The sequence below is a fragment of the Aeromonas sp. s7(2024) genome, from assembly GCF_040907825.1.
GTDB classification, from domain to species: Bacteria; Pseudomonadota; Gammaproteobacteria; order Enterobacterales; family Aeromonadaceae; genus Aeromonas; species Aeromonas veronii.
The window spans coordinates 63,014-77,232 of sequence record NZ_JBFOCM010000021.1; the positions used below are offsets into that span (position 1 = coordinate 63,014).

Genomic DNA, 14,219 nt, shown 5'->3' on the forward strand with positions numbered 1-14,219 from the left:
AACAGAGAGGGGAGCCATAATGGCTCCCCTCTTTTTTCCTAACTTATCACCCCTCGTCACCGGTGCAATGCGCTGCGCTTATTGCACCCTACCGCGAGGGTTATCAGGGAGTCAGCTCCCCACGCAGGGACTGCTGCATCAACTCGCGAATGCGGTGGGATGGCAAGTCCTGACTCAGCAGGAAGTGCAGCTTGGTGAGCGCCGCTTCGGCGGTCATGTCAAAGCCCGAGATCACCCCGGCCCGCGACAGGGCGTTGCCGGTGGCATAACCCCCCATATTGACCTTGCCGTGCAGGCACTGGCTCAGGTTGACGATGATGACGCCACGGGCCGAGGCCTCGGAGAGCAGTGCCAGCATGGCCGGGTTCTGCGGCGCATTGCCGACCCCGAACGAGAGCAGGATCAGCGCCTTCACCGGCTGTTGCAGGATATTGGCGATCACCTCGCTGGAGATCCCCGGATAGAGGGTCACCACGCCGATCGGCTGGGGGGTGATGTCATGCAGCACCAGCGGCCGCTCGGACGGCACGCCCAGCTCGCCCGCCTCCAGCGAGATGGCGATCCCGGCATTGAGCAGCGGCGGATAGTTGGGCGAATCGAAGGCGTGGAAGCCGTCGGCGTGCACCTTCTTGCTGCGGTTGCCGCGATAGAGCTGGTTGTTGAAGAACAGCGTCACCTCGTGGATCGGGTAGTTGGCCGCGATATAGAGGGCGTTGAGCAGGTTCTGCTGACCGTCGGAGCGCAACTCGGCCAGCGGGATCTGGGAACCGGTGATGATGACCGGCTTGTGCAGATCTTCCAGCATGAAAGAGAGCGCCGAGGCGGTGAACGACATGGTGTCGGTGCCATGCAGGATCACGAAGCCATCGTATTTCTCGTAGTTGTCTCGAATGTCCTCGGCGATACGCTGCCAATCCGCCGGGGTCATGTCGGAGGAGTCGATGAGGGGCGCATATTCGTGGATATGGTAATCCGGCATCTCGGGGCGGTGGAACTCGGGCATCCGGGCCAGACAGTCTTCCATAAAGCCCGCCATCGGTACATAACCGTGGTCGGAACGCTGCATCCCAATGGTGCCGCCTGTGTAGGCAATGTAGATAGACTTCTTCACACCCTCTCCTCTTGATGAAGTGAACACCGCCAAAACATGAACCATGTCGGGGTGAACCACAATGTCAACGCCCGCCAGAGCCTCTGCATGCAGCGGAAACCGGCGAATTATAGAGACTGGCGCCCCAAATGACAGCCGTTCCATGCACCCTTTTCGGCTTTTCTGCCCTCTACCCACATAGTGTTAAATGTCACAATAAACCACTAAAACGAGCATTAATACGACAAAGATGGAATTAAACGATGCTTTTTGCTACAATCCGCCGGATTTTACTAAAATCTCATCTGGATGCCTGAGCATTTCAGGCCCGCACAAGCCCCATCTTTCCTGGGGCGGGGAGATGTTTCCCCTTCTTTGCTGGCACATAAGCCACACTGTTTTCATCCCGGCTGAATCTGTAAGTCTTTTGCTATGAAAGACACAGCCAATCAACATGGGAGTACTGAATGTTACAACTTGATTCCTACGCAACGCTGGTCGCTGCCACTCTGGTATTGCTGCTTGGCCGGGTGTTGGTTACCCGAGTCGGGCTGCTGCGTACCTTCAACATCCCCAAACCGGTAGCCGGCGGCCTGGTGGTCGCGCTGGTACTGCTGCTGCTGCGCTCCACCCTGCAGATGGAGCTGCAATTTGATACCAGCCTGCAAACCCCGCTGATGTTGGCCTTCTTCGCCTCCATCGGTCTCTCCGCCGATCTCGCCAGCCTGAAACGCGGCGGCAAGGCGGTGGTTACCTTCCTGATGGTGGTCACCGGCCTGCTGCTGGTGCAGAACAGTCTGGGTGTCGGTCTGGCGACCCTGCTCGGTCTGGATCCCCACATGGGGCTGCTGGCCGGCTCCATCACTCTCTCCGGCGGCCACGGCACCGGGGCGGCCTGGAGTGCCACCTTCTCCGAGAAATACGGGGTGCAATCCGCCGCCGAACTCGCCATCGCCTGTGCCACCTTCGGTCTGGTGCTGGGCGGCCTGATCGGCGGCCCGGTGGCTCGCTATCTGGTGAAGAAAGTGCAGGTGCCCGGTGAGGAGCACAATCAGGATGAGGCCCCCCAGGGCTTCGAAATGCCCGACATGGAGCGCCCCCTCACCACTTTCAGCGTTATCGAAACGCTGGCACTGATCGCCATCAGCCTCAAGGGCGGCGAGCTGCTCTCCGCCTCGCTCAAAGGGGGCGCCTTCGAGCTGCCGATCTTTGTCTGCGTGCTGTTTGTCGGCGTGCTGCTGCGCAACGTCCTGACCCTGCTGAACTGGCATGAGGTGAGCGATCGCGAGGTCTCCCTGCTGGGCAACGTCAGCCTGTCGCTGTTCCTCGCTATGGCACTGATGAGCCTGAAACTGTGGGATCTGGCCAGCCTGGCACTGCCCATCTTCATCCTGCTGGCCGCCCAGACAGTGGCGATGGCGCTCTACGCCATCTTCGTCACCTTCCGGGTGATGGGCAAAAATTACGATGCAGCCGTGCTGGCGGCGGGTCACTGTGGCTTTGGCCTGGGGGCCACCCCGACAGCCATCGCCAACATGCAAGCCATTACCCAGCGCTTCGGACCCTCCCACCTGGCGTTTCTGGTGGTGCCCATGGTGGGCGCCTTCTTTATCGACATCATCAACACCATGGTGATCAAGCTGTTTATGGCGATGCCATTCCTGTAATTCCCTTTCCGTCAGACGTATATGATCAGAGCCCACCTTTCGGTGGGCTCTTTGTTTGTTATCGACTCGCCAGCTGACGCAGGCAGAGCCGGGGCTCGTATCCGCCACCTGGGTGACCCGTGAGCAACCCGAACTACCCGGAATCCCCCGAACAACAAAAAGCCCCGCACTCGACAGAGAGCGGGGCTTGTTTATCTCAGCCGGAACAGACCGGGACGTGCACCTTACAGGATAAAGGTCGACACCTGCTGGTTAAGGTCAGCGGCACGCCCTTTAAGGCTGTGGGCCTGATCCAGATCGCGCATGGCAGATGCGGTGATCTCGTCACTCACATCCTTGATGGCGGTGGTGTTCTGGGTGATTTCGCCGGTCACCTGGGTCTGCTCCTCGGCGGCGGTGGCGATCTGGCCCGCCATGTCGGAGATGAGGGAGATGGCGCTGGTGATCTCTTCCAACGCGCGTACCGCCTGATCCGCATCCTGCACGCTGTTGTCCGCCAGCCCCTGACTGGTCTGCATCAGGCTCACCGCACGGGCAGTGGTCTGTTGCAGGGTCTCGATGGTGGACTGGATCTGCTGGGTGGAGTCCTGGGTACGGCGCGACAGCACCCGCACCTCGTCAGCGACCACCGCAAAACCACGACCCTGCTCACCGGCGCGAGCCGCTTCGATGGCTGCGTTCAGTGCCAGCAGGTTGGTCTGCTCGGCAATCCCCTGAATGGTGGAGAGGATGCTGGTGATCGCCTGCGCGTGGCGGCTCAGCTCGCCGATCACCTCGGTCGCCTGCCCTACCTCTTCGGCCAGACCATTGATGGACTGGCGGGTCTTGTTGACCAGCATCTTGCCCTGCTCACTGCTCTGGGCAGATTGCTGGGCAGCGGCGGCGGTGTTCTCGGCGTTGCCGGCGATCTCCATGGTGGCGCTCGCCATCTCGGTGACCGCAGTGGCGACCATGGTCACCTCCTGCTGCTGACGCTGCAGCTCGTCCACCGCGGCCTGGTTGGTCACCAGACTGCGCTCGGCATCGGCGTTCAACTCGTTGGCCAGCTGACGGATATTACCGATCAGCTGATGCTGGCTGCCGACGAAACGGTTGAAGCTGTTGGCCAGTTGGCCCACTTCGTCGTTGGCGTCGATCTTGATGCGCTGGGTCAGATCGCCGTTACCATCGGCAATGCGGGCCAGTGCCTGGGAGACCTTGGTTAGCGGGCCAAGCAGCATGCTGACCAGCCAGGAGATAGCGAGGATGCTGCCCACCAGCACCAGCAACGCCATCCCCAGCTGGGTCATCAGCAGGGAGGAGAGCGGCGCTTCCAGCGCGGCCTTGTCCAGCACCAGCACCAGCTCCCAATCCGTGTCAGGGATATCAGCCGCCCACAGCAGCTTGTCGCGACCTTCGCTGTCAAAATAAGCTGGTACCAAATCCTTGCTCGACTTGCTCTGCTCGATCAGCGCATTGGTCAGATCGTTGTCGATCTCGCTGGCCGGTTTCATCGCCTTGGCGGCATCCTTGTAGGCGATGATGGTGCCATCCTTGTGCATCATGATGGCGAAACCGTCGGCAGGCAGCTGCATCTTGGTCACGTCTTCCACCAGCGAAGCGATGGAGAGGTCACCACCGACTACCCCGCCAGAAACCGGCTGGGCCAGGGTCACCACCATGATGTTGTAAGCCACGTCGAGATAGGGTTTGGTGACAATCAGGCCACCTTTGCTCATCGCCTCCTGATACCAGCCACGGGAGCGCGGGTCGTAGCCATCGCGGTTGATGGAGGGATCGGAGTCATTCATCTTGCCGCTGCTCTCACCGAAATAGGTGAGCTGGAAACGGCCGGAAACTTGTGCCTGTTGCAAGGCATTGAGGGGTTCGGCACCGGCCTTGTTGCCGAGCGCCTGGATCACGTCGCGACGGGCGGCGAGCCAGTCGCTGACACGCTCGGCCTGCTGGGTACCCAGCCGTTGCAACTGCTCCTGGCTGCCTTGCAGCAACAGGGACTTCTGGCTGCTATAGCTCTGCCAGGAGAGCAACAAAATCACCAACGAAAGGGCGATCACCACTGACAACAGTATCTTCTGCTTGAGTGACAGGTTTTTCATCATGTGTTCTTCTTATTGAGGTGAGGAGCGGGTTTTTCCCTAAATTGCACAACACTACACGTAGTCATTAGCGACCCGAATGGCCAAAACTGAACCTGAAAATGGGTCTGCGGGCGATATTTTCTACCGAGGTGGAGAAAAGTGCACCAGAAATTGACGGCATGAGCCGCACAAGCCAAGGCAACCCTGTTTATTCCTTCCACAATTGGCTAGAATATCCCGTTTTTAAATCACATCGACCCTGAGAGTTTTCACGATGTTCGAAGTTAATCCCGTATTAAATAAACTTAAGGAGCTGTCTGAGCGGACCGAGCTTCTTAGGGGGTACCTTTGACTATGACGCCAAGAAAGAGCGTCTAGAAGAGGTCAACGCCGAGCTGGAACAGCCGGACGTATGGAATGAGCCCGAGCGCGCACAGGCGCTGGGCAAAGAGCGCGTCGCGCTGGAAAACGTGGTCGGCACCATCGACACCCTGACCCAAGGCGTGGATGACGTCGAGATGCTGGTGAGCTTGGCCGTGGAAGGGGAAGACGAAGAGACCTTCAACGAAGCCATCGCCGAATCCGAACAGCTGGAAGCCAAGCTGGTGGATCTCGAATTCCGCCGCATGTTCTCCGGTCAGCACGACGGCTCCGACTGCTATATTGACATCCAGTCCGGCTCCGGTGGTACCGAAGCACAGGATTGGGCCAACATGGTACTGCGCATGTACCTGCGCTGGGGCGATGCCCACGGCTACAAGCCCGAGCTGATTGAATGCTCCGAAGGCGACGTGGCTGGTATCAAATCCGCCACCATCAAGTTCACCGGCGAATATGCGTTCGGCTGGCTGCGTACCGAAACCGGCGTACACCGTCTGGTTCGCAAGTCCCCGTTCGATTCCGGTGGCCGTCGTCACACCTCCTTCTGTTCTGTGTTCGTCTACCCCGAGATCGACGACGATATCGATATCGAGATCAATCCGGCGGATCTGCGGATCGACGTCTACCGCGCCTCTGGTGCCGGTGGTCAGCACGTTAACCGAACCGAATCCGCGGTGCGTATTACCCACGTTCCGACCGGTGTCGTGGTACAGTGCCAGAACGACCGTTCCCAGCACAAAAACAAAGACCAGTGTATGAAGCAGCTGAAAGCCAAGCTCTACGAGCTGGAAATTCAGAAGCAGAACGCTGAGAAACAAGCCCTGGAAGAGACCAAGTCTGATATCGGTTGGGGCAGCCAGATCCGTTCCTATGTGCTGGATGACTCCCGTATCAAGGATCTGCGCACCGGCGTCGAAACCCGTAATACCCAATCGGTGCTCGACGGTGACTTGGACAAGTTTATCGAAGCCAGCCTGAAATCAGGTCTGTAAACAAGCAGGAATCACCATGTCTGAACAAACCATCACTCCGGAAGTCGACCAAACTCTCGAACTCAACAACGAGATGACCGAGCGTCGTTCCAAGCTGGCCGCCCTGCGCGCCCAGGGTAATCCTTTCCCCAACGACTTCCGTCGCGACAGCCTCTCTGGCGATCTGCACGCAGAGTTCGACGACAAAAGCGCCGAGGAGCTGACGAGCCTGGGTAAACGGGTGAAGATTGCCGGTCGCATCATGACCCGCCGGATCATGGGCAAGGCTTCTTTCGCCACCCTGCAGGACATGGCCGGCAAGATCCAGGTCTACGTCACCCGTGACGACCTGCCGGAAGGTTTCTACAACGAGCAGTTCAAGAAGTGGGATCTGGGCGACATCGTGGGTGTCGAAGGTACCCTGTTCAAGACCCAGACCGGTGAGCTCTCCGTTCACGTTTCCGATATCCGCCTGCTGACCAAGGCGCTGCGTCCGCTGCCCGAGAAGCACAAAGGCCTGACCGACCAGGAAGCTCGCTGCCGCCAGCGCTACCTGGATCTGATCGCCAACGAAGAGTCCCGCAAGACCTTCATGATCCGCACCCAGGTGGTTGCCGGTATCCGCAAGTTCTTCAACGAAAAGCGCTTCATGGAAGTGGAAACCCCGATGATGCAAGTCATTCCGGGTGGTGCATCCGCACGTCCGTTCGTCACTCACCACAATGCGCTGGACATCGACATGTACCTGCGTATCGCTCCGGAGCTCTATCTGAAGCGTCTGGTGGTCGGTGGTTTCGAGCGTGTCTACGAGATCAACCGCAACTTCCGTAACGAAGGTATCTCGGTTCGTCACAACCCCGAGTTCACCATGATCGAGTTCTACATGGCCTACGCCGACTACATCGATCTGATGGACCTGACCGAAGAGCTGCTGCGTACCCTGGCGCAGGACATTCTGGGCGACACCAAGATCCGTTACGCCAAAGAGGGCGAAGAGGGTCTGACCATCGATTTCGGTCAGCCGTTCCAGCGCCTCACCATGGTCGAGTCCATCCTGAAGTTCAATCCGGATGTGACCTTGGATGATCTGGCTACCCTCGAGAGCGCCAAGGCCGTTGCCAAGCGTCTGCACATCGAGCTGATGAAGGGATGGGAATTGGGCCACGTGATCACCGCGATCTTCGAAGAGACCGTGGAGCACATGCTGCTGCAACCGACCTTCATCACCGAGTACCCGGCCGCCGTTTCTCCGTTGGCTCGCCGCAACGACGTGAACCCGGACGTAACCGACCGCTTCGAATTCTTCATCGGTGGCCGCGAGCTGGCCAACGGCTTCTCCGAGCTGAACGATGCAGAAGACCAGGCCAAGCGCTTCCAGGATCAGGTTGATCAGAAAGAAGCTGGCGACGACGAAGCCATGTTCTACGACGCTGACTTCGTCACCGCGCTGGAGCACGGCCTGCCGCCGACTGCCGGTCAGGGTATCGGTATCGACCGTCTGGTGATGCTGTTCACCAACAGCCACACCATCCGTGACGTCATTCTGTTCCCGGCCCTGCGTCCGCAGAAATAAGGCCCACAGAAGTCAGCTAAATCCCTTGGGTCAATCCCGAGCGTGATAGCCAATAAACACGCCCCGCAACTGCGGGGCGTTTTTCTATCTCCTATACCGCAAAATCACTTTCAAAATTCAATAATGGAATAAAGAAGATATTTTTATTCTTTGTTGTTAGCCAACACGCCCTTTAATCTGGCCAAAAATCAGACCATGGAAGACGCGTGTGATGCAATTGAAGGATTCCCCATTCAACCTCTCCCCCCTCTCTGACGAGCAGCAACGTCAGTTGGGTCAGGTACTCTCGACCCTCAATACCCAGCAACTGGCCTGGGTGAGCGGATATCTCTACGGCCTCTCCCAGACCGGTCAGCAGAGCGTTGCAGCCAGCGCCGCCGTGGCTGCGCCCAGCGGCAGCCTGACCATTCTCTACGGCTCCCAGACCGGCAACGCCAAAGGGGTCGCCAGTGCCATCAAGGCGCAGGCCGAGGCCCGCGGTCTACCGGTCACCCTAGCGTCGATGGCCGACTACAAACCCAAGCAGCTCAAGAAAGAGAGCCATCTGCTGATGGTAGTGAGCACTTACGGGGAGGGTGAACCGCCGGAGAGCGCCGTCGATCTGTTCGAGCAGCTTAAAAAAGGCAAGATTGGCAAGCTGGACGGCCTCAAGTTCGCGGTGCTGGGGCTGGGTGACAGCTCCTACGAATTTTTCTGCCAGACCGGCAAAGATTTTGACAACTTCCTCGCCACCGCTGGAGCCGAGCGCATTTATGAACTCGCCAACCTCGATGTGGACTATCAGGATTCAGCCAAGTCGTGGGGCGAACAAGCGCTCAACGCCATTGCCACGACCCTCTCTACCGGAGCGGCCAGCAGCAGCGTGACCAGCGCGGTGCAGCAGGCGGTTGGCCACAGCCAGTACAGCAAGGAGAACCCCTTCCCTGCCCGCCTGTCGGTCAATCAGAAGATCACCGGCCGGGATTCCACCAAGGATATCCGCCATATCGAGATCAATCTGGCCGACTCCGGCCTCACCTATCAGCCGGGGGATGCCCTCGGTGTCTGGTTCGACAATGACGCCGACCTGGTGGGGGAAGTGCTGGCCCTGACCGGCCTCTCTGGTGATGAAGCCACAGCCCACGGCACCTTGCGTACCGCACTGACCGGTCACTTCGAACTGACCCGGCTGCACGGCGGCTTTATCACAGGACTCGCTGACATATCGGAGAACGCAGCGCTGAAAGACTTGGCTGGCGACAAGGCCCAGGTCAATGCACTGGTCGCCTCTGCCCAAGTGGTGGATGTACTGAAACGCTTCCCGACCGCGCTCACGGCCGAGCAGCTGGCCAGCCTGCTGCGACCCCTCACCCCGCGCCTCTACTCCATCGCCTCCGCCCAGAGCGAAGTGGAAGAGGAGGTACACCTGACCGTCGGCGTGGTGCGTTACCCGCAGGAAGATGGCACTGTGCGCTCTGGCGCCGCCTCCTCCTATCTGGCGGATCGGCTCATTGAGGATGGTGAGGTGCGGGTGTTTGTCGAGCACAACGACAACTTCCGCTTGCCGCAAAACCCCGATACCCCCGTCATCATGGTGGGCCCGGGAACCGGCATCGCCCCGTTCCGCGCCTTTATGCAGGAGCGGGAAGCTCAGGGCGCGGAAGGCAAGAACTGGCTCTTCTTCGGCAACCCCCACTTTACCCAGGATTTCCTCTATCAGGTGGAGTGGCAGCGTTATGTGAAATCGGGGCTGCTGTCGAAGATCTCGCTAGCCTTCAGCCGGGATCAGGCCAACAAGATCTATGTGCAGGACCGCCTGCGCGAGGCAGGGCTTGAGCTCTACCAGTGGCTGGAAGCAGGCGCTCACTTCTATGTGTGTGGTGACGCCAACAAGATGGCCAAGGATGTACAGGAGGCCCTGCTGGATGTGATTGCCGAACACGGTCACAAGAGCCGTGAGGAAGCAGAAGAGTATTTGAGCGAATTGCGTCGTGCCAAACGTTATCAAAGGGATGTCTATTGATGAGCAAACAACCTCTTTCTCACCCAAAAGCGGGACCGGTCGAAGGGCCGCTGGCCGACAACGAGCGCCTCAAGCGCGAGAGTAACTTCCTGCGTGGCACCATTGAGCAAGATCTGCAGGATCCGCTCACCGGCGGCTTCAACGGCGACAACTTCCAGCTGATCCGCTTTCACGGCATGTACCAGCAGGATGACCGCGACATCCGCCCGGAGCGCGCTGCCCAGAAGCTGGAGCCGCTGCACAACGTCATGCTGCGTGCCCGCCTGCCGGGTGGGATCATCACCCCGGCCCAGTGGCAGATCATCGACAAGTTCGCCGAAGAGCACAGCCTCTACGGCAGCATCCGCCTGACCACCCGTCAGACCTTCCAGTTCCACGGGGTATTGAAGCGCGACATCAAGCTGATGCACCAGACCCTCAACAGCACCGGCATCGATTCCATCGCCACCGCCGGCGATGTGAACCGCAACGTGCTCTGCACCAGCAACCCGGTGGAGTCCGAGCTGCATCAGGAGGCCTACGAGTGGGCCAAGAAGATATCCGAACACCTGCTACCCAAGACCCGCGCCTACGTGGAGATCTGGCTGGACGGTGAAAAACTGGGGCAGGATGAGGAGCCGATCCTGGGTTCCAACTACCTGCCGCGCAAATTCAAGACCACTGTGGTGATCCCGCCTCATAACGACGTGGATATCCACGCCAACGATCTCAACTTCGTAGCGATTGCCGAACACGGCAAGCTGGTAGGCTTCAACGTGCTGGTGGGCGGCGGGCTGGCCATGACCCACGGCGACACCAGCACCTACCCGCGCAAGGCGAGCGATTTTGGCTTTATTCCGCTCTCCCACGTGCTGGAGGTGGCGGCCGCCGTGGTCAGCACCCAGCGCGACTGGGGCAACCGGGTCAACCGCAAGAACGCCAAGACCAAGTACACCCTGGAGCGCGTTGGCGTCGAAGCCTTCAAGGCCGAGGTGGAGAGCCGCGCCGGCATCCAGTTCGGGCCGGTTCGTCCCTATGAGTTCACCAGCCGGGGCGATCGCTTCGGTTGGGTCGAGGGGATCGACGGCAAGCACCACCTCACCCTGTTTATCGAGAATGGCCGCCTGCTGGACTTCCCGGGCAAGCCGCTCAAAACCGGCATGCTGGAGATCGCCAAGGTGCATCAGGGGGATTTTCGCCTGACCGCCAACCAGAACCTGATCATCGCAGGGGTGCCTGCCAGCGAGAAGGCCCGCATCGAAGGGCTGGCGCGCCAATACGGCCTGTTGGATGACGGCGTAAGCGAGCAACGCAAGCAGTCCATGGCTTGTGTGGCACTGCCCACCTGCCCGCTGGCGATGGCCGAGGCTGAGCGCATGCTGCCCGCCTTTGTCACCGACATCGAAGGGCTGCTGGCCAAGCACGGCCTGGCGGATGACGCCATCATCTTCCGGGTCACCGGTTGCCCCAACGGCTGCGGCCGCGCCATGCTGGCGGAAGTGGGTCTGGTGGGCAAGGCGCCCGGCCGCTACAACCTCCATCTTGGGGGCAATCTGGAGGGCACTCGCATTCCGCGCCTCTATCAGGAGAACATCACAGAGCCGCAGATTTTGGCCGAACTGGACACGTTGATCGGCCGCTGGGCCAGCGAGCGCAATCAGGGTGAGTGCTTCGGCGACTTCGTGATCCGGGTTGGGGTAATTGCACCCGTTATCGATTCTGCGAGGGACTTCTATGCCGCTTAATGTCACTGAAGATGGCCGCCTTGACCTGCAGGCGCTGCTGGCCCTCGGCCGTGAGGAGCAGACCGAGGCGCTGGCGCCCCTCAACCGGGAGCTGGATACCATGAGTGCCCCCGAGCGGGTGCGCTGGGCCTTGGCCAATCTGCCGGGGGAGCATGTGCTCTCATCCAGCTTCGGCATTCAGGCGGCGCTGATGCTCCATCTGGTAAGCCGCGAGCGGGCCGACGTGCCGGTAGTACTGACCGATACCGGTTATCTCTTCCCGGAGACCTACCGTTTCATCGACGAGCTGACCGAGCACCTCGCGCTCAACCTGAAGATCTATCGGGCCGAGTTGTCACCGGCCTGGCAGGAGGCGCGATTTGGTCTCTTGTGGGAGCAGGGGGTGGAGGGGATCACCCGCTACAACCAGCTCAACAAGGTGGAGCCGATGGACCGCGCCCTGCGTGAGCTGGGGGCCCAGACCTGGTTCTCCGGCCTGCGCCGGGAGCAGTCCGGCAGCCGTGGCAAGCTGCCGGTGCTGGGCATCCAGCGCGGCCGCTTCAAGTTCCTGCCGGTGATCGACTGGAGCAACAAGGACGTCTTCTACTACTTCAAGGAGTTCGACCTCCCCTACCACCCGCTGTGGGAGCAAGGTTATCTCTCGGTGGGCGATGTCCACACCACCGCCAAGTGGGAACCGGGCATGAGCGAGGAGCAGACCCGCTTCTTCGGACTCAAGCGCGAGTGCGGTTTGCACGAGGAAAATGGCGAGAACGACGGCTCAGGCATCTAATCTCGTCTTGAAACCCCAACAGAACAACAAGGGCATCCGAAGATGCCCTTGTTGTTATTTGCCCATTAGCATTCGTCCGTCAGCGGCGCTGCCAGGTCTCGAAGCTATAAGGGTGCGGGTTCTTTTCATCGGCAGGGTGGCTCTCGCAATCAACGCGTTGCCAGTGGGCATCGTCAAAAGCGGGGAAACGGGTATCTCCCTCCACCGCCAGATCGATTTGCGTCAGATAGAGGCAATCCGCGCTCGGCAACATCTCGGCATAGAGATGACCACCACCGATCACCATCAACTCCTCCACCGAGCTGCCTGCCAACAGCGCCAGCGCCGCCTCGACGGAGCCCACCACCTCAATGCCCTCAGCCTGATAATCGGGATTGCGGCTGATCACCAAATTGCGCCGTCCGGGTAGCGGTCGACCGATGGATTCGAAGGTTTTGCGCCCCATCAATACCGGTTTACCGAGGGTGACACGCTTGAAGTGAGCCAGATCGGCAGGCAGATGCCAGGGCATCTGGTTGTCCTTGCCGATCACCCTGTCGTGGGCCATGGCGGCAATCATGGAAATCTTCATGGGGCCTCTCACCGTCTGTCAGATTATGGGGCGGTTACGGTACACGACCAGAGAGGGGATCGCCAAACCGAAACTGAGGGCACCGACGATAAACAGCGCCTTGAGGCCGTTCTCCACCGCACTCTGGATCAACTCCATAGTCACGCCGTTGATGTTGAGCTCTACCACCGCAATCATGGTCTTGAACGCATAACTGCCCGGGATCATCGGAATGATGGAAGCAACGCTGAACACCGGACGCGGCGCCAGCAGACGGCGCGACCAGTAGACGCAGACAAAGCCGACCGTGGTCGCCGCCGCCAACGTCGCCCACTCGATGGGCATACCATAGTGGATCAGCAGGGTACGCAGGCTGTGGGCCAGCGCGCCGCCCATGGCGCAATATTTCAGCATCCGTGGCGGCACGTTGAACAGCATGGCAAACCCCACCGCCGGAATGGAGGACCAGAAGGCATCCTTGGCCAGTAGCCAGAGCAAATCCATCATACTTTCCACCCCCAGATCCCCGTGACCGACATGGCCAAAATGATACCTATGGCGGCGCTGATGGTCAGCAGGGTCGCGGTCCCCCAGCGGGCCAGCCCCATGTTGAAGTAGCCCTTCACCATGTCTGAGACCGCATTGATCAGCGGAAAGCCCGGCACCAGCAGCAGCACGCTGGCCGCCATGGCGAGATAGGGCTGGTCACCCCAGTTAAAGAAGGTGGCGCTGGAGGAGAGCAAGGTAGCGATAAAGCCGGTGGCGGCAAAGTTGATGAGCGGGCTATGGTGATGGCGGGCCATCAGCTGGCGCACCCGCATCGCCACGGCAGACGAGAAACAGGTCACCAGGAAGATGGGCCAGTCACCGCCAAACAGCAGGCTAAAGGCACCACAGGAAAGCCCCACCATGGGGACCACCAACCAGGGGTGATAGTGAAAGGGGACGATGGCCTCGAGGCGCTGACGCACTTCACGGGCGCCGATCAGCTCTTTCTCCGCCATGATGCAGATCCGCTGGATCTCGCACACCACCTGCATGTTGATGCCATGTTCGCGCACCCGCCGGGTAGTGGTGACGCAACCCCCCTGATAGAGACTGGTGAGCACGATGGCACTGGAAGAGATGGCCATTTCGACACTCTCCAGCCCCAGCGCCATCCCCAGCCGCACCGTGGTCTGCTCGATGATCCGGCTCTCCGCCCCGAACTGGGCCAACATCTGACCCACCTTGACGATAATGCGGGTGATCTCTGTCTGTTGCTCCCGCGACAACACCCGTCTTGGTGTGATACTTCTCATAATCCCTTCGAGTCGTAGCAATAAAAATTTCGGCCATATTAGCCTAACTTTTACTGTTATTCATCCACCCCTATCACAACCTGACTAATTAGTTATTACAAGAAAGAGAA

Annotated in this window: 11 protein-coding genes; 6 read left to right on the forward strand and 5 right to left on the reverse strand. The window is 59.7% G+C overall.

Features of this window, described 5'->3' with window-relative positions; genetic code table 11:
- Positions 1-103: 103 nt before the first annotated feature.
- Positions 104-1,111, reverse strand: a complete 1,008-nt coding sequence (gene ansA / locus AB5Y73_RS08950) for an asparaginase (RefSeq protein WP_005335195.1) — start codon at positions 1,109-1,111, stop codon at positions 104-106.
- Between the two features lie 446 nt (positions 1,112-1,557).
- Between ansA and gltS the strand changes: the two genes are divergently transcribed.
- Positions 1,558-2,757, forward strand: coding sequence for a sodium/glutamate symporter (gene gltS / locus AB5Y73_RS08955; protein WP_107683540.1), 1,200 nt, complete (start codon positions 1,558-1,560; stop codon positions 2,755-2,757).
- A gap of 224 nt (positions 2,758-2,981) precedes the next feature.
- Here the strand turns inward: gltS and AB5Y73_RS08960 are convergent, their stop codons facing one another.
- The gene (locus tag AB5Y73_RS08960) at positions 2,982-4,853 is read right to left on the reverse strand and encodes a methyl-accepting chemotaxis protein (protein WP_047438069.1); all 1,872 of its coding nucleotides are present in this window, start codon (positions 4,851-4,853) and stop codon (positions 2,982-2,984) included.
- A 256-nt stretch (positions 4,854-5,109) separates the two neighbouring features.
- On the opposite strand from AB5Y73_RS08960, the gene prfB reads away from it, so the two are divergent.
- From prfB to AB5Y73_RS08985, 5 genes are all read left to right on the forward strand, one after another.
- A protein-coding gene (gene prfB, locus AB5Y73_RS08965; RefSeq protein ID WP_100645262.1) for a peptide chain release factor 2 occupies positions 5,110-6,208 on the forward strand; the annotation gives its coding sequence in 2 pieces (ribosomal slippage) (positions 5,110-5,184 and positions 5,186-6,208; 1,098 coding nt in all).
- A 16-nt stretch (positions 6,209-6,224) separates the two neighbouring features.
- Positions 6,225-7,760, forward strand: coding sequence for a lysine--tRNA ligase (lysS, locus tag AB5Y73_RS08970; RefSeq protein WP_005335201.1), 1,536 nt, complete (start codon positions 6,225-6,227; stop codon positions 7,758-7,760).
- A gap of 211 nt (positions 7,761-7,971) precedes the next feature.
- A complete protein-coding gene (locus AB5Y73_RS08975) occupies positions 7,972-9,762 on the forward strand; it encodes an assimilatory sulfite reductase (NADPH) flavoprotein subunit (protein ID WP_162895457.1) in 1,791 nt (596 codons plus the stop codon).
- Complete coding sequence (gene cysI, locus AB5Y73_RS08980) at positions 9,762-11,486, forward strand: assimilatory sulfite reductase (NADPH) hemoprotein subunit (RefSeq protein ID WP_107683538.1); 1,725 nt, start codon at positions 9,762-9,764, stop codon at positions 11,484-11,486. The genes AB5Y73_RS08975 and cysI overlap by 1 nt, the downstream gene beginning before the upstream one ends.
- The gene (locus AB5Y73_RS08985; RefSeq protein ID WP_021229723.1) at positions 11,476-12,258 is read left to right on the forward strand and encodes a phosphoadenylyl-sulfate reductase; all 783 of its coding nucleotides are present in this window, start codon (positions 11,476-11,478) and stop codon (positions 12,256-12,258) included. The genes cysI and AB5Y73_RS08985 overlap by 11 nt, the downstream gene beginning before the upstream one ends.
- A gap of 79 nt (positions 12,259-12,337) precedes the next feature.
- Here AB5Y73_RS08985 and folA read toward each other — a convergent pair whose 3' ends face one another.
- The 3 genes from folA to AB5Y73_RS09000 are packed head-to-tail and all read right to left on the reverse strand — an operon-like array spanning position 12,338 to position 14,109.
- Positions 12,338-12,829 carry a type 3 dihydrofolate reductase gene (gene folA, locus AB5Y73_RS08990; protein ID WP_107683537.1) on the reverse strand — a complete coding sequence of 164 codons (492 nt, stop codon included), beginning with the start codon at positions 12,827-12,829 and terminating at the stop codon, positions 12,338-12,340.
- Between the two features lie 18 nt (positions 12,830-12,847).
- Positions 12,848-13,315: a threonine/serine exporter family protein gene (locus AB5Y73_RS08995; protein WP_026035076.1), complete on the reverse strand. Its 468-nt coding sequence runs from the start codon at positions 13,313-13,315 to the stop codon at positions 12,848-12,850.
- Complete coding sequence (locus tag AB5Y73_RS09000; protein ID WP_005348133.1) at positions 13,312-14,109, reverse strand: threonine/serine exporter family protein; 798 nt, start codon at positions 14,107-14,109, stop codon at positions 13,312-13,314. Before AB5Y73_RS09000 ends, AB5Y73_RS08995 begins: the two co-directional genes overlap by 4 nt.
- Positions 14,110-14,219 lie beyond the last annotated feature (110 nt).